The following is a 20,434-nucleotide window of genomic DNA, read 5'->3' as shown; positions in this document are numbered from 1 at the left end:
CTGGCCAGAGAAAATCGGCGGGGAAGGAAAACAGATACTATTTTTCCGGAAACAGTACAGAAGCAGACAGGCAGGGTAACGCTTGTTAACCTGTATATTAACGACTGTTCATATATAAACCGCGGAACGGCACTATTTACAGGTGCAGTTTGTATCCCACAGAAGGCATAAAGCGGATAAGATGTCCTATGCGGACAGTTTCCCAGCCGTAAAGGAATTGTCTGTTCAGAAAGTCAAAGGTAAGTCTGAGATCAGCCACTATGCTGCCCGGTCCTATTCGCCAGCAATAGTCAGCGCCGGCAGTGATTCCGACATTGACAACAGGCCGGAGGAAATCACTTTCCTGTGATTCCGAATCATCTTCATATTTCTGCCCGGCAAGGAACATGGTAATATGGGGGCCTATGAATAAGTGAGCGTTTCCCTGGCCAAGTAAAAATGAAAAACGGGCCAGGACAGGAATGGAAAGGGTCATGGCTGAAAAAGCTGCGGAGCCTTTCCCGTACAGATCGGATATGGGAGTGTAGGAATACTTTTCCGCGCTGAATTCCACCTCAGCCTGAAGGGCTATCAGATCGGTAAAAGTATAGGCGCCGAACAATGTCCCGCCGAAGCCGATGCTTGCCTTTGTTTCCTTAACCTCTTTTCCTCCGGCGGCTGTGATAAGACTGAAATTACCTCTGAGTCCGACTTCAAAATTTTCCGCAGTACCGGCCTGGAATATAAAAAATACCAGTAATAATATGACTGCCGTTTTTTTCATAGTTCCTCCAGATGTTGACGGAATTATAATATATCCGTCTTATTCCTTCCGCCATTTGATGGTGACCGAGCAGAATTCAAGTTCGGGAGAACGGATAGTATGGAATGAAGACAGATTTTCGCCGGGAGAATCGGGAAACAGAGACAGCAGTTCGGCGGTCATACCAGCCAGCATTTCCTTCTTATACTGCACGACAAGCTGGTCCGGCACATATCCCTTAAAAATATTTTCGGGAACGCTGTTAAAGGCCCAGCTGATGTACCGGATATTATTGACATGACGGTTTGTATCTATATCCCCGTAACCGACAGTAATGGGCTGGCTGATCAGTGAAAAGTCAGCAGGTATGTCATCCCTGCTGACAGCGGGAACGTCATCTATGGTAACAAAGGAAGCCGCCGTTTCGGGAGAAACATCATAGTTTGCGGCTATTTCTTCGGACACGGAGATAGGCCGTCTTTTTTCAGTATCAAAATAAAGCCAGTTTGAACGGCCTTCGGCCAGAAGAGTACCGTCAGCCGAGGTCATGGAAAAAACGCGGTCCGACATAAAACGCTTCATCGCGTTGACCCGGGTGGAAACCTTTACAGTATCGCCAAAAACGGGAAAACGGTGGATTCTGATGTCCCATTTGAGCATAATCCATACGGAGTGATTTGTTTCATAAAAATCGAGCGAATATCCCCGCTGTTCACTGTCCAGAATCGCAACATCTTCAAAGTATTGCACAACTCCGGTCAGCGGGAGCCGCTGTTTTATATCCGCTTCATAATAATGCACAAAATAATCACGCGAAAAAGGCATATATTAAACTCCTGTTTTTTATACTCCGTTAAGTTCCGTTTCTGATATAAAGAATTAGCTAATTATTTATATCAGAAACACGTACAATCGGAAATAGTCAAATAATGCGAGATTATTTGACTATAAAAATATACGGAAGAACAGGCGGAAAACAAAACCGCCTGTGTAAAACGTACCATAATAGAGAAAAAAAGTACAGGGAAGGACCGTATCAGTAAAAGTATCCGGAGATTTTTTCAGCTGCTCCCGGGATATCAGCGTGAACGGTCAATTATACACTGTTTTTTCAACCGGAGTATTTTCCTTTATTTCAAGCAGGGCCCGTTCAGTCAGGAACCCCCTGCCGCCTCCCTTTTCGCCGATTTTATAGGAAGCAAAAACAATTGCGTTTTCCATAGCTGTATAGGGATTTTTGTCTTTGTTATAAAAATATAAAAAGGCTGAAAACAGGGCGTCGCCGGCGCCGACCGTGCTCTGTATTTCACGGACCCGGACGGAGGAATAGAGAACCTGCTTATCGTCACTTCTGGAATACAGGAGCGCACCCCGCTCACCCATACCGACAACAATAATGGCGCAGCCGAAAGCCTTGCCCAGTTCCCGCAAAAACGCGGATTCCCTGCCCTGAATATATTCATTGCTCAAAAAGAGGATATCGGCCGCGGCCATAAAATCCCTGTTAAAATCATCTTCGATACTGCTGACCACATGGACATCTGTCGCAATAAGTTTTCCCTGGTCCTTTGCGATACGCAAAAGTCCCCGTGAAAAATTGATGTTGCATAAAACCGCTATATCGCAGGGTTTTAAAACCCTGACAAAGATTTCCTCAGGATACAGATTTTCCTGTATATCTTTTAAATCAAGTATGATTTTCCTTTTTCCTTCGGAATCGAACATTACCACCGAGCAGGGAGTATTATTAATCTGTTTCAGAATGGCGTCGGTTTGAATATCGAGCGCATTTACTTCACTTTCTATTATATCGCCATACATATCGCTGTTTCCTATAAGCGAACACAGGCGGGGCTCCGCGCCAAGGGTTTTCAGGGCCTTTGCCACATTGTATCCGACGCCGGACACGGACGCGTCTATTCCGTTAAACTGGAAATCAATCGGCGCATATTCTATGGGAAACTGCCGCACAAAAACGCTTGTTTCCACATTTATCATTCCCGAAACCAGTATCTCTTTCATTATCATTCCTCCTTGTTTCCGGAAAAAGAGGATGTTCCCAATGTATTCCGGACGCGCGTATTCAGTATACTCCTTTAACTTAGAATCGGAAATAGTCAAATAGTTCAGATTATCTGACTTTATATCAGCTTTTCAGCAAAAAAGGGAGTTTTTCGCCGCGAACCCGATTACATTTGCGCTTTTTACCAAAAAGGTTTATATTAATATTATGCAGGATGAAACAATTATTTCGACAAGCAAAATCGGGCAGCGGCTGGACGCGATTTCAAAGAACGAGCAGGTTTCCTACCTTATGTTTGAATCAAAAAAAGTTCCTCTTGTAAGCAAGATAAAAATAGGCAGGGCGCCTGATAATGATGTGGTAATTGACAGCAAGCTTGCGAGCCGGTATCACGCGGTTATCCAGAAAATCAAGGATGATTATTTTATCAGCGACCTTGACAGCACCAACGGGACTTTTTTGAACGGACAGGCAATTCCCAAGGGGAAATATGTAAAGCTCGGTCCGAATGACAGGATAACAATCGGAAAAACCAATCTGAGCATTACCTGAGTTTGTCTACAATGGATACGGTCCGCCAGCAGATTTCTTCAATTTATTCCAGAAGCGCGATCCCCGACGGAACGCAGTATATGGACCTGGCCGGAAAAACCGCGGAAATACTCCGGTCCGAAGATGAAAGGCTCCGTCCGCAGGACCGCGGCGGTGAATCCGGCGGACTCCTTCTTCTGGGAGCCATCATATCTGATATTCCCACAATTATTGTTCCCGATCTTCACGCGCGGATGGAATTTATAACCGCGCTCCTCGATTACTGTCCGGAAGAAGAAAGCGTGCTTTCTTCTCTTTCCGGAAACAGTATTCGCATTGTTTTTCTCGGAGACGGGTTTCATTCGGAACGCAGGGGGATAAAACGCTGGAACAGGGCCTACAGGGAATTCCTGGCCGGCAATATTCTCAGCCCCGGCATGCATGATGAAATGAGGGAAAGCCTGGGACTCATGGAAATGGTGATGGTCCTGAAATGCTCTTTTCCGCAGCAGGTCCATTTTCTCAAGGGAAATCATGAAAACATAAAAAATGAAGAAGGCGGAGGAAACCATCCCTTTTATAAATTTGCCGATGAAGGAGAGATGGTCAGGGATTATATACTGGAACAGTACGGCCCGGAATTTCTTGATACCTATTCCATGTTTGAAAAGGCCCTTCCTCTCTGCGCGATTGGAGAACGGTTTATGGCCTCCCATGCCGAACCGCGTTTTTTTTATGATGAAAAAAAACTGGTAAACTGCCGTTTTTTCCCCGAAGTTGTCGAAGGCCTGACATGGACAGGAAATGATGAGGCTGAACCCGGAAGCGTGCAGCGAATGCTTGAATATTATCTGCCCGGTGTGGCGGACTCGCTGTATTTCGGGGGACACCGGACCGTTGACGCCTGCTACGCGCTGAGGGCGGAGGACCGTTTTGTCCAGATACATGATCCGAACGCTTACAGAATCGCAATTGTTCCGTCAGACAGAAGTTTTGATTTAAAAACTGATATCAGGAGTGTCCGATAATGGCGAATTTACCGGAAAAAATCGGAAAGTACAAAATTGTTTCCCTTGTTGCAAAGGGAGGGATGGGAGCCGTTTACAAGGCCATACATCCGGAACTGAAACGGTATGTAATTATAAAAAAACTGTCCATACGCGCAAACCCTGCAATCATTGAACGGTTCAAGCGCGAAGCAAAAATCATGCTGGATTTGAACAATCCCCATATTGTACATTTTTATGATTATTTCAGGGAAGGAACATCCCATTATATTGTACTTGAATTTGTCGACGGCATGTCTCTTGATATTCTCCTCAAGCGGAAAAAAAAGTTTTCCGGCGAAATGGCCCTGCTGATCCTGCTCGATATAAGTCTTGCGCTGAAATACGCCCATGACCATGGTATTGTACACCGCGATGTAAAGCCGGGAAATATTCTCATTTCAAAAAGAGGCGAGATAAAACTCGCCGATTTCGGAATTGCCGCGACTGAATACGGGAACGGGGATGATGTTCCCGAAGGAAGCGGACTTGCCGCGCGCGCAGCCGCGGCAGCGGGAAATGAAGATTTAACTCTCGCTGGTTCAACGCTCGGGACCCCGTCCTATATGCCGCCGGAACAGTTCGATGACAGCAGTACAGTCGATAAGCGGGCTGATATCTATGCGGCAGGTGTTATGCTGTATGAGATGGTGACCGGAAAAAAACCGTACCCCGGAGGTTTTAATCCTGAAACGCTGGCGCGGATCCGCAGGGGCAGATATCCTTCACCAAAAAAAAGCAATCCCAAACTGCCCTCTCTTGTATGCCGCCTGATTCATAAAATGATGAGGCCGGACAGAAAAAAGCGCTATCAGGATATGTCCCCTGTAATAAAAAAATAAAAGCCTTTCTCAGACATTACCCGGTCCATGATATACGCGTGACCATGGTAAGGAATATGCTTACATCCAATGTTGAAGAGCCGGTGTTTTCCCAGAAAAAAAATCCCTTACAGCGGGCCATACTCATTTTTTTCCTTGCGGTTTTTATCGCGGTATCCGGCTGGTTTTTATGGGACGCGGGTATCATACACCGGATATTTTTGTGGCCCTGGTTCTCTCCGGTGACTGTTTCCATGCAGCTCCCTCCGGCGATCCAGGACCCGGAAGATATGCAGTTCCGTGTTTTTTATTTTATTGACGATGAAAATACGATTCCTGAAATCGACAAGGCGGCGAGATTACTCATATTACGGAATAACCCGAAAGACAGAAAAAGGCAGGACACTTCACCGCCGGAACGTCTCGTGTTCTCCAGCAAGCCGCTCTGGCTGCGCCCGGGAAAATACCGGATAAAAATTGTTTCAGGGCCGCGGATATGGTGGCATTCCTTTGTTCTGGGAAAGGAAGGAATGACAATCCAGCCCGATTTCGGCGGGATAACAAAACGTACTCTGGGTGTACGGATACATACGGCGGACGCCCTGACCGGAAAAGATATCACGGCAAAATCCCGGTACAGTATTTTATATAATGGCAGATGGGTACAGCCGGAAACCATACCGGCTGAACGCCTGCTGACTGACGCGGTATGGAAGTTCAGGCTTGAAGCCGACGGGTATGTTCCCAGTGTGTTTTCACTGAAAATAGGCTGGTTCCAGGATGAACTTGCCATTGAGGCGTCCCTTACACCGGAACAGGAGTAAGTCCGTCTTCAAAAAAACTAACAGACAACAGCTGCAAAAACTGAAGCATGTGTATGATATTGCGGTTTTATGTGTATAAGCTTACACAATAGTATGTGTAAGCTTATATCTGATATATGACGGATACAAATATCGGAAAAATATCTATTACAGCACATCAGGCCTCCCGAAGGATAACACCGTTTTTTTTCTTCCCTGTTTACATTTGGAATTCAGATGTTTATTTACAGAAGCGGGATGCCCGTTTTTTCACATTCCTCTTTCATGCTGTCAGGCCATACAGATACCTGGGTTTCGCCTATATGGGCCTTTCTGAGAAAAAACATACAAAGCCGGGACTGGCCTATACCGCCGCCGACAGTCTGCTTCAATTTTCCGTCAAGCAGTTTTTTATGAAAGTACAGGGAAGCGCGTTCCGGACAGCCTCTGTATTCAAGCTGTTCCTTAAGGGTCTGAGGACTTACGCGGATACCCATTGAAGAAAGTTCAAAAGCCTGTCCGAGAATATTGTTCCATACAACAAGATCGCCATTAAGGCCATGATAGCCGTTTCCTGTATCGGTTATCCAGTCGTCATAATCCGGAGCCCTTCCGTCATGCAGGGTTCCGTCGGGCAGGGGATATCCGATGCCAATAATGAAAATTGCTCCGTATTTTTCAGCGGCGGCGGTTTCCCTGGCTTTCGGGCTTAAATCCGGATATTCGCGGTAGAGGTCTTCGGCATGGATAAAGGTTATATTTTCCGGGAGAACAGGGGCGATCTGCGGATAATTATCATAAATGAAAAATTCAGTCCGTTTGAGTGTTCCGTAAATACGTTCTACTACTGTTTTCAGAAAAGCAAGATTGCGGCTGGTTTCTTCCATGGCCAGTTCCCAGTCCCACTGATCCACATACAGGGAATGGATATTATCCAGTTCCTCATCAGCCCTGATTGCATTCATATCAGTATAGATTCCGAAACCTGAGGCAAGCTGGAGTTCCGCGACCTTGAGACGCTTCCATTTTGCGAGGGAATGAACTATTTCAAGTTCCTGCTCATTCATGTCTTTTACGGGAAAATGGACCGGCCTCTCAATACCGTTCAGGTCGTCATTAATACCCTTGCCCCTCGGCACAAAAAGCGGAGCGGTAACGCGGGTAAGATTTAATTCAGTAGACAGTGCAAGCTGAAAAAACTCCTTTATACGGATAATAGCCTGCTCCGTTTCTTTGACGGTCAATATCGGTTTATAATTCGGCGGGATAAAAAGCTGGGACATCAGTTACCTCTTTACATTGCGGATAATTACGCCGACAGTTTACTGTTTTTTGCCTGTATAAGTCCAGCAGGTAAGAAAAAAATGATTTAAAATTCCGCCGGGATTTTTAACCTTCCGGTTTTGAAAAACAGTTCACTGTTTTTTTCTGAGGGTTTTTGCCATTCCATAGGCAAGAAGGCTCAGAACAAGCACAGCCAGAATGAGTACAGACCATAAAATGATCTGCTGATAATCCGGTCCGCTGTGTCCGGAGAGTTTTTCAGGACGGTAAATTTCTTCACCTATAATCACGGAGGGAAGCGGGTCACGGTCTGCAAGCGGACCAAGGTAGGAATTTTGCACAGGTTCATAATCGCTGTTTCCGTATGCCAGAATCCAGGGCCCCTCTCCCCGGGCAAAGAAAACCAGACGGTAAGGCTCCCACTCAAGCAGCATATCCGGAACAACGGCAAAGGGAATATCAGCCATCGAGCTGATCTGCCAGAATGGGGCATTTGATGAAATTTCAAAGGGTTTGTTTTTTTGTTCAACACCGGAAGCGTCCGCCTTTAAATAGTAGATAGTGCCTTCCCGCCGGTATGCCCAGGGATCTTTTTCAGAAAATCTGTTTTTTATTATGATACCCATTGAATCAGGGGCCGGAAGAAGAAAGTCTATATGCGTCACCGGAAAGTATCCGTCTGAATCATATTGTATTGACAGGCTGTCTCCGCTTTTTATTCCGTGGACCATGGTTTTTCTGAGATTTCCGGCATCTTTAACAGGGGCAAATACGGCTCTGACTTCTTTCAGAGGCGGGGTGTTTGCTCCGAATTTTAAAATAAGATACTTTGAGTTTTCAGGAATTTCAACAGTATTGCGGCTTGATGAAGGGGAATTTTTATAACGGGCTATTGTCTGGCGTTTATCGGTTTTCCGCCATGAATCAAGATCATTGCTGTACTGTATTTCGATAAAACTGTTAAACTGTTCTTCTCCTGTGCCGGTTTCAAGAATCAATGAAGTAACCGGCGCGGGAAGCCCGGTAAGATCAATAAGATAGGAGTTATCCTGCCCCGCTGAAAATGACGACTGGATACCGCTTCCTGTCACCCGTACTACGGTACCTTCCGCATCAACCTGTATATCGGTTTTTCCCGGCAAATTATTTTTCTGCTCAGGGAGCCAGGAGAAAAAGGGGACGGGCGCCGGCGGATGGAGAATTGTTTTTTCTTCGGATTTCAAAAGCTCGAAAGGTACCATAACGCCGCCGGAATCAAAAACCCTGATATCTCCAAGATCGCTTCTTTCAACATGCCGATATATATTTTCGGGAAGCTCAAGGAACATAAATTCTCCCGCAGTTCCGTCTATCAGCATTTGTCCCGCAAAATTCTCAGGAGACTGCGCCGTCTCCGCAGAAAAAAGTGGAAAAGCGAATATAATAAAAAGGATATATAAAAGACGTTTAAAGTTTTTTTCATTTTGTTCTTTCTCCAACTGCTGTTTTTTTGCCGAAGGCGGCAGAGGGGCTGCCCAGCCGATAAAAAGCAGTAATAAGCCTGCGGCAAAGAAGGAAATAATTCTGGTTACTGTTCCGGTGTGGGCAAGATCGACCACAAGAAGTTTTATAATATCCGCAACGGTCAGCACCGCGCCAGCCAGCCATATCCCCCGGATTTTCTTTTTATGACCTGCAAGAATATGAATGATACCGTACACGCCCCAGACTATTAAAAGTATCAGATGAAAAGTCCCTGAAGCAGGAATTCTGTAAAATGGTACATGGAACAGGTAGTGGCAGGAACGCGCGGCCATTGCCGTCAGCCACAGAAAAACCATGCCGTCAACAATTGCAAACAGTGTCCATTTTCCGAATGAAACGGAAACCCCGCTCTTCCGGACTGAAAGCTGCCACAATGCTATAATTACAATGCAAAAAGCCTGCATAAGTTCAAGCGGATTCAGAACCGGTATATATAAAGGAAGAGGACTCGGATTGCCCGCAGAAAAAAGCGTACCGATAAACCAGCATGAGGTCGCGGCGCATAATATGCCGGGCAATACGACAAAGAGCAATCGCCTGCGGTATTCGGAAGCTGCTGCCAGATATTTTGCGGTCACGGAAATGGCTGCAACACAAAGCCAGGAAGGAAGAATGCCCATCAGACTTGTCCATGATTCGGAGAGCTTCCACATCTGTGTATATGAACGGCCTGTGCAGGTAAATACAATCACTGATAACAGAATGATGAGCAGCATCCAGACTGAATGAATGCGGACTGGTAATTCTTTTACAGTAAAAACCAGCATAAAAATCTGGCCTGCAAAAAACAAAAGCCAGCCCCACACATATATATGCGTAAAAAAATTGAAAGTCAGTATTTCCAGCGGTTCGCGGAAAAGATAATGGCCTATACGCCAGAGTAAAATTCCGGATACTCTGAATACCGCGAAAGCAAGCGGGCCAATAGCCGCGAATCCGAGAGGAGGAAACCGGAACAGTTTTCCCAGCCCGAAAGCCGCAAGCGCCGACACGGAAGCAACTATAAAGAAAACTTCAGCGGCTTCTGTTTTTGAGGATGAACCGAAAACAGAATGAAGTTCCGCGTACCAGATAATAAACCACCATAAAAGTCCCCAGCAAAGGAGTACTCTCTCCCAGAAAACTTTCCCTGATATGCTGTTAGGTTTTTCCGTATTGTCCGGCTTATCTTTGAGCGCTTCGGGCAGTGTAGTTGACGCAGTTGTCTTACCCGATATAACAGCCATAAACAGGGCTGATACTGAAATAATCAGGCCCCCGATAAACAGCGGATTTCTGAAATAAGCCGCATTTCCCGGCGTATATGTATGGCCGGAAATAAAAAACAGAGCCGCGATAATATGAAGAATAATTCCGGTTACAGTGACCTTCCGGCTGCTGAAGCGGACCCCGTAATAAAAAACCAGAGCTCCTTCAGCGGCCCATATTGCGCCGGTTATTTCCGGAGACAGCTCAAGGGGAATCGCCAGGTTCCCGAGGAATACGGAGATTCCCAGATATACTTCAGCAAGACGGCGTATACCGGGACCCTTGATTTTCCAGATTATAAAGGTAAACAGGAGATACAGCGCTGAAAATATAATGGAAATAATGGTCAATCCATGATCAAAGCGGGAAAAAATCTGCCAGTGCAGTATCGCCCCGACAAGAGGAGTTCCAAGTGTCAAAGGTAAATCAATATATTTTTTTACATCCAGTTCATTATGTTTTGCCGACCGGATTCCAAGAAAGGTAAACAATAACATATAGGCAAACATAAAAGGTTCAACACTGAAAAACAGCGGAGCGGTATAATAACGTATAACCCAGAACAGCGACATCCCGAATGTACAGATAAAGGCAAGAAGATTCAGTCCTTTCCAGTGGCGGAAGCGGCTTATTACAAGGACGGCAATGTCGAGTATCAGATAATATGAAAATAATGCTATATGACTGCCGCTGCCGTCTGAGATGAGGACAGGGGCAAGGAAACCGCCAAGCAAACCGAAGACCGCAAGAGGCTGCGCGTTCTGCAAAAGCGCAAGTATAATGGTAGGAGGAATAAGGAGGCTTATTAAAACAAGCGCCGCAGGGGACGATAAAAGGGATGTCAATTTAAATGCCGCGAAAAAAGACAGATATAAAATGCCGATTCCCCCGCCCTGCATAACAAGGGCGTACACCGGTTTTCGCAAGCGGAAACGCCAGCCGAAAACAAGCATCAGCAAACCTGCAATAACTGCCAGGGCTATGCGCATTTCAACTGAAAAAAGTCCGCGGCTCGCCATGTAAGTCAAAAAGAGGACAAAAGCTATAAAAAGCAGAATGACTCCGCCCGCCACCCACAAATTTCCGCCCCTGATAAAAGAACGCAATGATTTCAGTAAAGAAGACTCGTTTTGTTTTTTTTCTGCCTTAACCGCAGCCACAGCAGGGAGAGCCTTTGTTACAGGAACCTGCGTTTCAGGCTGCACCGGGGCGGCTGCAGATATGGGATCCCCCGTTTTCGCAGCTTCGACTTTTTCCGCAGCAGGAAGCGGGCTGTTTTGCTCCGCCCGGGCCTCCTTTACATCCTGTCGCGGTAACTCAGGCACAGGTTCATTATTCTCTGCGGCGGGGCCTGCTATAATATCCGTTAAATACTGTATTTTAGCAGCCTGTTCTTTAAACAGTTTTTGGAGCCGTTCTATTTCCCTGCGGTTTGAAATACTCCTGCTGTAATTTCCTTCGGCTCTGATTATGAGGCATATAACGCCAATAAAAATAAAGAGGAATATTCCTATTGCTATAAACAGTATAATTTCCATGTATTGTCCTAAAATTGAGACTGTGATGTCACCGCCTCATTGACCACGGCGGCCCGCCCTTCAGTATAAAGTATCTCATTTTTACTGTACCCTCACTATCCGGAATCGTCAAGTTTTCTTTTCAGGAAGTTCTGACGGGCAATATTGATTTTAAGATAAAACTGTACTATAAATTAAAAAATTAAAAGTTATGGGATATAATAGTGAGAAAGTTATTTTTTTATTTTTTTGATATCAGGTGTATACGCATATTCCCTTGATTTGATACAGCAGGAGTCCGGAGGTGGAACCATTTCACTAAACCGGTTATCACTTTTTTCGTCCCTTCTTTCTTATGTGTCACCGCCCGAAAAAGCACGGAATGTGTGGTTTATATTGATGCCATTAGGGTTCAATATTGATTCACGCGGAAATATCGGCGCGGAAATTAATATTGCAATGGTAAATATAACGCCATTCCCCTATTCCTCCCTGGGCATTGCGGGACATTTGACTTTGTCAAACCCAAAAGCTCAAATGATGGTGAAGGTTTCGGTTTTTTTGCCGGAGTAACAGCAAGCATAGGAGGACTGTATCCGGTAACAAACAGTATACGGCTGTTTGCGGATTTTCTGATTGGATTCGGAGCCGGTACGTCGCCGTGGCGAAAAGATATGGCTGTTTTCCGGCCCGGTTTTGACGCCGGAATATCTTTCAGGTTAGGACGAGTTATAATTGAATTGAAATATGCAGGGAAATGGCTTGAAAAGGACTGGTACATGAATACCATTTCTGCAGGAATCGGCGGAACAATGTAGCCCGGAAATTTTCTATCCGGCTTTTATAGCTTCAATTATTTCCTGTACAATTAAATCGTTTTCCTGTGAACCGTCAATTATAATTTTCGCTGCTGATATCAGCGTGTTTTGCATATGAAGATAGACGCTTCTCCCGCCCGAGAGATATTCCTGCAGTTCAATGAGAATCTCTCCTACACTTTCTTCTTTATCATATTCGTGAAGAATGCGCCGCGCCATGGCAATATCGAACGGAGTATCAATAAAAACATTCAGATCAATAAGTTTCTTGAGTTCGCTGTTTTCCCCGCCGAAAGGATATTCAATAAGAAGATATTCACAGTCGTTATTTTCATCCGCAATAATTTTCCTGATATCCTCCGCTAAAGGTCCGGTATCCCATTCATCATAATTACTGCCGCGCAACATCCATTCGGTAAGATTCTCCGGCCCATTAAATGTATAATCGGCGGCGAACAGAGCCTTTGAATTTTCCAGAGAGTTATTCAAAAGTCCGGTTATTTCCGTTTTTCCCCCGCCGGGAATTGATGACAGGGAAATAGTCCGGGTTTTCTTCATATAGGAATCCTCCCGTTTCAGTACTTAAGAAGTCGGATATTTTCTATGAATAATATACATCTATCAGATTAGCATAAGCAAATTTTCATACGGATTTTTTCAGGCTTTATGGAAACTATTTTTTTTCCTTGCCTGAAAAAGAATTCACCTGTAAGCGAAGCACCGTGGTTTGTTCCAGTATTCTGTTTTCATAATTATACGGCCCGGCCTCTCCCGCATAATGTTCCATCAGCAAATTCATTCCCCTGATTTTCTCATCAGGATCAGCCACGAGTTCCAGCAGTCCTGTTCCTACAAGGCTTTTATATTTCATACTCCAGCCGCAGGCATGCTTCGCTGAAACAAGTTCATGACCGGTATCAATCGAAAAGCATACCATGGGGTGTTCCGGAATAATGTCTATTTTTCTTCCTTCCTTCGCACTGTGAAAGTACAGGGACAGTTTTTCATCCCAGAAAAAACCGTAATTCATGGTTACTATATAAGGTTCTGTGCCGTCAAAAAATGCAAGATGACAAACATCACCTTCTAAAAGAATTTTTTTTATTTCATTTTTATCTGTAACCTCACGATCATGTCTCCGCACTTTTGCGCCTCCTTATTCAGAATTATTCATATACCTGTTATCAGGACTGTTATATAATATTGCCGGTCAATATACAATTGCCTTTCCATTTTTTGTTCCGGTGAAATCAGCATAAACGCAGATAACCGCCAAGGCATTTTCATCGACTTACAGAATTACATCATTTTCCCTAGTGTTAAGCCCCAGGAATTTTCTTTCAGGATTATGAAATCTTTTTTTCTGTAAAATTCAAGTGCGGCAGCATTCGCAAAGTCAACATTGAGATGTACGCCGGGACATTTTTTTTCGCGTAAAGTATTGAATACTGTATTAATAAGAACAGTACCGTACCCCCTGCCCTGAATATCGGGAAGCAAATCGATATGCAGATGCGCAGGATAGTCCGGAAACCAGAGGTCTTCGGGCGCTTTTTTTGTCCGGTGAATATTTTGAACATGCGCATGTTCGGCATCCGATTTTGTTTTCATACCGGCAGGATACCTCTTTCTGAGCGGAGGCAGCCATTCGGTTTCAAACCACTGTCTGAAGCCCGCGGTATCCGCCGCAGCAACAATATAACCCTTTGGGATCAGTGAATCTTCCGCAATAAAACACAGCTTCCGGTCAAAAAAAGATAGGGCGCCGCATAATATTGCCCTAAAATATAAGGGTCCGAAAAAAGATGAGAAGCATCCTTTCCATTATTACCTGTTTTAAGGCAAATACCATATAAATACGGAATATCGGACAGAAGAGCTGGTCTGATTATTATAGACATGAGATTTCCCCTTTTTTATTTTATTCCCTGTTTCTGAATAAAACAAGCGTCTGCATAATATCCGGGGACAACAAAAAAAAAGCAAGAAATGTTCAATTTCAGTTTGGTTTATGTGCAGAATATATATGGTATTGAGGAGGCTTCAAATGAAACAGAAATTATATGTGATTATGGCTGTAAGTCTTGCGCTATTTCTGGGATGCACGTCAGCGCCGGATAAACAAGTCAGGCAGGAAAATCCTGAATCGCGGCTGGAAAGATGGGCATATGATTTTACATCTCTTAAATCAAACAGGATCGGTGACCGTTCCATAAAAAATGTTAAAGTATATCTCCCGCCTTCATATTACACATCCGATAAATCCTATCCTGTTGTGTATTTTCTTCATGGATATAATGAAGTTCCGGGAGAGCTCGTGCGTTCGCTTGAATTTGCGGACGAGGCTTTTTCAGGGCAGGATGCAAAAGAAATGATTATTGTTGAACCGGAAGGAAGCAATTTGTACAGGGGATCATTTTACGTTAATTCGCCGGCAACAGGCAACTATGAAGATTATATCGCAAAGGAACTTGTTGCGCTGATTGATTCGAAATACCGGACTATAGCAAAAAAAGAAGCAAGAGGAATCGCAGGTTTTTCTATGGGCGGTTTCGGGACTCTGAATCTTGCCCTGAAACATCCCGATGTTTTTTCATGTGTCCAGGCCCTCGGCCCCGGAGTTTTTCCGAATTCAGAATTGACACCGGCTATTATGCGGACATGGGACTCAGGCTTTCTGACAGCATATGGCATTGTATTTTCTCCTGACATGACTGGTGAAAAACCCAAAGCTGAAATCCCAGTACTCGATGGATCGGAAATAGATAATGAAATTCTTGCCCGCTGGAACAAAGGTTTCGGTGACTGGGATAAAAAAATAGATGATTATAAATCCGGAGGAATCTCACTGAAAGCAATTATGATAATGTATGGGACCAGGGACTATTATCCCTGGATCAGGGAGGGCAGCGAATATCTTCACAAACTTCTGGATTCTTACGGAACTGAAAATACACTGAAAACTTTTGAAGGCGGACATCTGATTCCTCATACCTTTTTGAAAGAAGACTTCGTTCCTTTTTTCAGCAGGAACTTAAGTATCAATTAGTTATCTGTCCGTGTTTCACACAGTATACCGGAACCACTGAAAAGCTGAATATCAGAAAACAGATATTCAGCTTTTTAATGCCCGTTATATAATGGGATAATGAATTCCCATTTCACAATATGGTTCATACGCGGGCGGGACTTCCATTTGTTCAAAATGAATTTTGCTGAGGCTGCGGTCAATTTTGTCCGCCCATTCGCCTTCTATGAATCCGTATAGTTCCGCAAGTTTCTTCATATCAACCTCGGCGGCGCTGTGGAAGCCTATATACACAAATTTCGCATATTGTCCGGCAGGCAGATATACGGTTTCCCATTTTCCAGACACAGTCTTGCCGGCTGTAATATGAACGGCAGGCATATAGGTATTATAAACATAGGTTTCTTCGGAATCCTCCACATAGCCATAATAATCCGTATCCTGCAAATCAGGAAAGTCAGCCAGCAGTTCTTCATAAGTTTGTCTGCCAACGATATTTGCGGTACCTTCATTATAGTTTTCATCACTGTAAATAATAAACCGTTTACCTGCGAGGGTTATGGCAGGAAGTCTTACGAACTGGGGCATAAAAAGAATTCCATTTTTGAATTCAAAGTGCCTCAGACAGTCGTATTGTGTAATAATGCGCAGAGGAACCGGATTTGCCCTGTAAGCAGAGGGTGTCATGCCGAACTGGGATTTAAAGGCCCGTATATAACTCTGTTCAAAACCGTATCCATATTCGCAGGCGATATCGACTACTCCGAGATTTGTATCAGACAGATCTTTTAAGCTTTCGGTCAGCTTTCTGCCCCGGACATATTCAATCAAAGGCAAGCCTGTCGCCAATTTAAACGCGTGGTGCAGATAATATTTATTCCAGCCGCTCTTTTTTTCAAGTCGCGCAAGGTCAAGCGGACCCCGGAGATGCTTTTCAATAGTTTCAATAATATCATTCAGCATTTCCATACAGAGTTTCCCCGATTTCCGAATAGACTAAAACATAATATGTTGAAAATTTCTGCCATGTCTTTTACATATCACGTACTTTACCAGCAGTCAACCGGATTCATTCTCTGCACACAAACTCCATAAAATTATTCTTCCCGTATTCGTAAAGCTTTTACAGGCTGTCATATCCCATAATCTTTTATGATTGTTTTTTACTTTTTTCATTCATGTTTATAATTACAGGTCTTAGTATTCGCAGATAATCATAAACATGAATGGCAATAGCCCTATACGAAGGCGATATGCTTACTCGCTCTGCTTCTTTTTATTTCTGCTGAAAAGTCGCATGCACAGCTTGACCAGTTCAACAATCGGAATAATCATAAATGCGAGCCCATTAGCAATAAGCAAGTGAGAAACAGACAGGGGCGTAAGGGCAAACAGGTCATTCAAGCCGGGAACATAAATAACAGTCAGCGTCAATACAAAGGATAAAATCATTGCGCCAAGAAGATATTTATTATGGCCTTTCAGAACAAAAAGGGATTTTTCCCTTGACCGCATATTGATTGAATGGAAAATTTCACACATGGAAAGGGTTAAAAAAGCCATTGTCATTCCGGTAAGATGAGATGTCCTGACCCCTACAAAAAAGGAACCGAGTGTCAGCAATGCAATAATTATACCCTGGTAGATAACAGCGATGCCGAGTCCGTCCGCGAATATTGTCTCCTTCGGATTACGGGGAGGTTTTCCCATGCTGTCCGGTTCAGCATTTTCCATCCCCAAAGCCATCGCGGGGAAGGTATCGGTAATAAGGTTAATCCAAAGAATATGAATAGGCGCGAACAGGCGGAATCCGGCGACTGTTGCAACAAAGATTGATATTACCTCACTGAGATTGGCGGAGAGCAAAAACTGAATGGCTTTGCGGATATTTTCATATATACGCCTGCCTTCCTCAACTGCATATACAATAGTAGCAAAATTATCATCAGCAAGGACCATGTCGGCCACATTCTTGGTAACATCCGTGCCGGTGATTCCCATACCGATGCCGATATCAGCCGACTTAAGGGCAGGCGCATCATTAACCCCGTCGCCTGTCATCGCAGTAATCTTACCCTTTTTCCTCCAGGTCATTACAATCCGGACCTTGTGTTCCGGCTGTACGCGGGCATAAACGGAAATATGTTCTATGCGCTCTTCGAATTCCGTATCCGAAAGCAGCGACAGTTCAGACCCTGTAATTGCCTGGCTTTCATCAGTCAGAATACCGAGTTCCCTGGCTATTGCGACCGCCGTATCCCGGTGGTCACCTGTAATCATTACAGCCCGCATTCCGGCGTTGTAACATTTTTCTACCGCCGCTTTCACCTCCGGACGGATCGGATCAATCATGCCGGCGAGGCCGATAAAAATCATATCCCTCTCCAGTTTTTCAGGCGAAAGCTCCAGGGGTTTCTTGTCGTAATCCTTCCATGCCGCGGCCAGGACTCTGAGAGCCTTTCCCGCCATATTTCTGTTTTCAGAGGCTACCTGATCCCGGAGTTCAGGGGTAAGCGGAATCACTTTTCCGTTAACGAAAATTCCTGAACATCTTGCGAGGATTTCATCAGGAGCGCCTTTCGTATATTGCCGTACTGTTCCGTCAGGCATGGAATGAATGGTTGACATCATTTTGCGTATTGAATCAAAAGGAGCTTCTCCGATTCGGGGACAGTCTTTTTCCATATCCCTTTTATCCAAATGCAGACGGACGGCATATTCAACCAAGGCCATTTCTGTAGGTTCCCCCAGCAGATTTCCGGAATCATCAACCTGCACATCCCCGCAGAGCGCCATAGCAGTCGCAAGCAGTTTTTCATCTCCGGTGTTGTCCACAACAGTCATTTTATTCTGGGTAATGGTCCCTGTTTTATCGGAGCAGATAACCTGCGTACTGCCGAGTGTTTCTACGGCTGTCAGCCGCCTGATAATTGCATTCCGTTCCGACATTTTGGTAACGCCAATAGAAAGAAGAACAGTAACCACAACAACCAGTCCTTCGGGGATGGCGGCTACCGCAAGGCTGACCGCAGTTAAAAGCATTTCAAAAACATGACCGCCGTGGAACCCGCCGTTTTTGAATACACTGAAGAAAAAAATGAAGATACAGATAGCCAGCACCGCAATGCTGAGGACCTTGCTGAGCGTCGCAAGTTTTTGCTGCAGGGGGGTTTTTTCTACCTTGGTATCGGCAAGAATTTCCGCTATTTTTCCCATTTCAGTTGACATGCCTGTGGCAATCACAAGTCCTTCACAGCGGCCGTATACAACGTTTGTTCCCATATAAGCCATATTTAGCCGGTCGCCCAGAGGAATATCCGTTTCCGATTGAGGGAGGGCTTCCGCAGTTTTTTCGGCGGGAACCGATTCGCCGGTCAGCGCGGCCTCTTCTATTTTGAGACTTGCCGCTTCTATAATACGCATGTCGGCAGGTACGGAGTCTCCGGCCTCAAGCAGAACAATATCACCAGGGACAACCTCTTCCGATTTTATTTCAATAACCGCGCCGTCTCTTTTCACCCGGGTATGCGGAGCGGACATTTTCTGCAAGGCTTCGATAGCCTTTTCCGCCTTGCTTTCCTGAAAAATACCGAGAACTGCATTCAGAACAACTACAATCAGAATAATAACCATATCCGCGATTTCGCCGAAGGCGCCTGACAGGATAGCGGCGCCAATGAGTACTATAATCATGGGGTCCCTGATCTGTTCCAGAAAACGGACAAAAAGGCTTTTATGTTTTGCAGCCGCAAGTTTATTCGCGCCGGCCCTTTGCAGACGCTGGAAAGCTTCATCAGCGCTCAATCCATCCCAAGATGTTTTCATTTCATTCATAACATCTTTCGTACTCTGCGAATAATATTTCATTTTTACTCCTCTATAGATTGCCTGGATGCCGGCAGAACTGATGACACTTACAGTTTACAGCTGTGAAATTTCATAAACTGCGCAGCCTGCTGTTAAAAAAGACTGTTTCGCAAACAGTACATGATAAAAGCATCCCTCCGTTTTTATCATGTTCCTTCCATAGTTTTAATATATACATAGTTTCCGTCAGCGTAACCTGCCAAAAGAAATAAAATCGAATATTCGGTTATTTTTTTGACGGGCCGAAGATAAAGTGAAACAGAAAAAATTTGCCAGTTGTATCATTTTTCTATCATTGGTATCCTTTCCCGGACACACAAACCAATGGGGCTTCAGGTATGTTCAGGATAGGAGAATTTTCAAAACTCATGCAGGTTTCAATCAGGATGCTGCGTTATTATGATGAAGAGGGGTTATTAAAACCAGCGCGTACTGATTATTATACCGGATACCGCTATTATTCTACGGACCAAATTGTGACTCTGCAGAAAATACTCTTTTTGAAGGACACAGGCTTCACTGTTTCCGAAATAACGGAGGCGCTGCATAACTGGAACGGAACTTTTATTTCGGCAAAGATGGAAAATAAAAAGGAAGAAATCAGGAAAACAATTGAAGCGGAAACATGGAAACTGAAAAGAATAGAAACGGTCATGGAAACCATTACCGATGATACCGTCTCGGTCCGGCACGATTTTATTATAAAGAAAATACCTGCATATCAGGTTCTTTCGTTGCGGAAAATTATCCCTGATTATTTCTCAGAGGAGTTGCTTTGGAAAGAACTGGGAGAATCCGTTAAAAAAGAAAAGATAAGGCTGCCCCAGAATACTGAAAATTTCGCTATTTACCATGATGAAGAATACAAGGAACAGAATGTTGATGTGGAAATCTGCGTCAGGGTAGACCGAAGGGAAGCGGACAGGCCGGGCATAGTCTGGAGAACAACTGAAGCCGTAGAATCAATGGCAAGTACATTGGTATACGGGCCTTTTGAAAATATCGCAGGAGTTTACCTGTCCTTCGCGCATTGGCTTTCAGCGCATACAAATTTCAGTATGGAAGGAAAAAACAGGCAGATTTGCCACCGAGGTCCATGGAACGAAACCAGTCCCGAAAAATATATTACTGAAATTCAAATTCCGGTAAAAAAATACTGTAATTTCTTGACCCTCACATGAT

General features: G+C 44.5%; 17 protein-coding genes. 7 read left to right on the top strand and 10 right to left on the bottom strand.

Features of this window, described 5'->3' with window-relative positions; all coding sequences use genetic code 11:
- Positions 1-136: 136 nt before the first annotated feature.
- The 3 genes from K7I13_RS14010 to K7I13_RS14000 all read right to left on the bottom strand — a co-directional run bounded on the left by K7I13_RS14010 (position 137) and on the right by K7I13_RS14000 (position 2,764).
- A complete protein-coding gene (locus tag K7I13_RS14010; RefSeq protein WP_255946651.1) occupies positions 137-763 on the bottom strand; it encodes an outer membrane beta-barrel protein in 627 nt (208 codons plus the stop codon).
- Positions 764-802: 39 nt separating this feature from the next.
- The gene (locus K7I13_RS14005) at positions 803-1,567 is read right to left on the bottom strand and encodes an acyl-[acyl-carrier-protein] thioesterase (RefSeq protein WP_255946649.1); all 765 of its coding nucleotides are present in this window, start codon (positions 1,565-1,567) and stop codon (positions 803-805) included.
- Positions 1,568-1,834: 267 nt separating this feature from the next.
- The gene (locus K7I13_RS14000; RefSeq protein ID WP_255946648.1) at positions 1,835-2,764 is read right to left on the bottom strand and encodes a carbohydrate kinase family protein; all 930 of its coding nucleotides are present in this window, start codon (positions 2,762-2,764) and stop codon (positions 1,835-1,837) included.
- Positions 2,765-2,972: 208 nt separating this feature from the next.
- Between K7I13_RS14000 and K7I13_RS13995 the strand changes: the two genes are divergently transcribed.
- The 4 genes from K7I13_RS13995 to K7I13_RS13980 are packed head-to-tail and all read left to right on the top strand — an operon-like array spanning position 2,973 to position 5,987.
- Positions 2,973-3,317 (top strand): FHA domain-containing protein, encoded by a 345-nt coding sequence (locus K7I13_RS13995; protein ID WP_255946646.1) that lies wholly within the window; start codon positions 2,973-2,975, stop codon positions 3,315-3,317.
- Between the two features lie 11 nt (positions 3,318-3,328).
- Positions 3,329-4,324 carry a metallophosphoesterase family protein gene (locus K7I13_RS13990; protein ID WP_255946645.1) on the top strand — a complete coding sequence of 332 codons (996 nt, stop codon included), beginning with the start codon at positions 3,329-3,331 and terminating at the stop codon, positions 4,322-4,324.
- The gene (locus K7I13_RS13985) at positions 4,324-5,184 is read left to right on the top strand and encodes a serine/threonine protein kinase (RefSeq protein ID WP_255946644.1); all 861 of its coding nucleotides are present in this window, start codon (positions 4,324-4,326) and stop codon (positions 5,182-5,184) included. Before K7I13_RS13990 ends, K7I13_RS13985 begins: the two co-directional genes overlap by 1 nt.
- 56 nt (positions 5,185-5,240) lie before the next feature.
- Entirely contained in the window at positions 5,241-5,987 is a 747-nt protein-coding gene (locus tag K7I13_RS13980; RefSeq protein WP_255946643.1) for a hypothetical protein, read from the top strand.
- Between the two features lie 224 nt (positions 5,988-6,211).
- Here the strand turns inward: K7I13_RS13980 and asnA are convergent, their stop codons facing one another.
- Both asnA and K7I13_RS13970 read right to left on the bottom strand, forming a co-directional pair.
- On the bottom strand, positions 6,212-7,249 hold the full coding sequence (gene asnA, locus K7I13_RS13975) for an aspartate--ammonia ligase (protein WP_255946642.1): 1,038 nt from the start codon (positions 7,247-7,249) through the stop codon (positions 6,212-6,214).
- Positions 7,250-7,381: 132 nt separating this feature from the next.
- Complete coding sequence (locus tag K7I13_RS13970) at positions 7,382-11,560, bottom strand: DUF2339 domain-containing protein (RefSeq protein ID WP_255946641.1); 4,179 nt, start codon at positions 11,558-11,560, stop codon at positions 7,382-7,384.
- Positions 11,561-12,213: 653 nt separating this feature from the next.
- On the opposite strand from K7I13_RS13970, the gene K7I13_RS13965 reads away from it, so the two are divergent.
- On the top strand, positions 12,214-12,357 hold the full coding sequence (locus K7I13_RS13965; RefSeq protein ID WP_255946640.1) for a hypothetical protein: 144 nt from the start codon (positions 12,214-12,216) through the stop codon (positions 12,355-12,357).
- 12 nt (positions 12,358-12,369) lie between these two features.
- Here K7I13_RS13965 and K7I13_RS13960 read toward each other — a convergent pair whose 3' ends face one another.
- The 3 genes from K7I13_RS13960 to K7I13_RS13950 form a co-directional block, all read right to left on the bottom strand.
- Complete coding sequence (locus K7I13_RS13960; protein ID WP_255946639.1) at positions 12,370-12,915, bottom strand: nucleoside/nucleotide kinase family protein; 546 nt, start codon at positions 12,913-12,915, stop codon at positions 12,370-12,372.
- Between the two features lie 115 nt (positions 12,916-13,030).
- Positions 13,031-13,501: a pyridoxamine 5'-phosphate oxidase family protein gene (locus tag K7I13_RS13955; RefSeq protein WP_255946637.1), complete on the bottom strand. Its 471-nt coding sequence runs from the start codon at positions 13,499-13,501 to the stop codon at positions 13,031-13,033.
- Positions 13,502-13,656: 155 nt separating this feature from the next.
- The gene (locus tag K7I13_RS13950; protein ID WP_255946635.1) at positions 13,657-13,968 is read right to left on the bottom strand and encodes a GNAT family N-acetyltransferase; all 312 of its coding nucleotides are present in this window, start codon (positions 13,966-13,968) and stop codon (positions 13,657-13,659) included.
- A gap of 436 nt (positions 13,969-14,404) precedes the next feature.
- Between K7I13_RS13950 and K7I13_RS13945 the strand changes: the two genes are divergently transcribed.
- Positions 14,405-15,406: an alpha/beta hydrolase gene (locus K7I13_RS13945; protein WP_255946633.1), complete on the top strand. Its 1,002-nt coding sequence runs from the start codon at positions 14,405-14,407 to the stop codon at positions 15,404-15,406.
- Positions 15,407-15,490: 84 nt separating this feature from the next.
- Here K7I13_RS13945 and K7I13_RS13940 read toward each other — a convergent pair whose 3' ends face one another.
- On the bottom strand, positions 15,491-16,354 hold the full coding sequence (locus K7I13_RS13940; protein WP_255946631.1) for a helix-turn-helix domain-containing protein: 864 nt from the start codon (positions 16,352-16,354) through the stop codon (positions 15,491-15,493).
- Between the two features lie 288 nt (positions 16,355-16,642).
- A complete protein-coding gene (locus K7I13_RS13935) occupies positions 16,643-19,252 on the bottom strand; it encodes a cation-translocating P-type ATPase (RefSeq protein WP_255946629.1) in 2,610 nt (869 codons plus the stop codon).
- A gap of 338 nt (positions 19,253-19,590) precedes the next feature.
- Here K7I13_RS13935 and K7I13_RS13930 point away from each other — a divergent pair, with 338 nt between their 5' ends.
- Positions 19,591-20,433: a MerR family transcriptional regulator gene (locus tag K7I13_RS13930; protein ID WP_255946627.1), complete on the top strand. Its 843-nt coding sequence runs from the start codon at positions 19,591-19,593 to the stop codon at positions 20,431-20,433.
- Position 20,434: the final 1 nt, after the last annotated feature.

It is taken from the genome of Brucepastera parasyntrophica (assembly GCF_022376835.1).
GTDB classification, from domain to species: domain Bacteria; phylum Spirochaetota; class Spirochaetia; order Treponematales; family Treponemataceae; genus Brucepastera; species Brucepastera parasyntrophica.
Note: the sequence above shows the minus strand (reverse complement) of the source record. Positions and strands in the feature narration are given on the sequence as shown.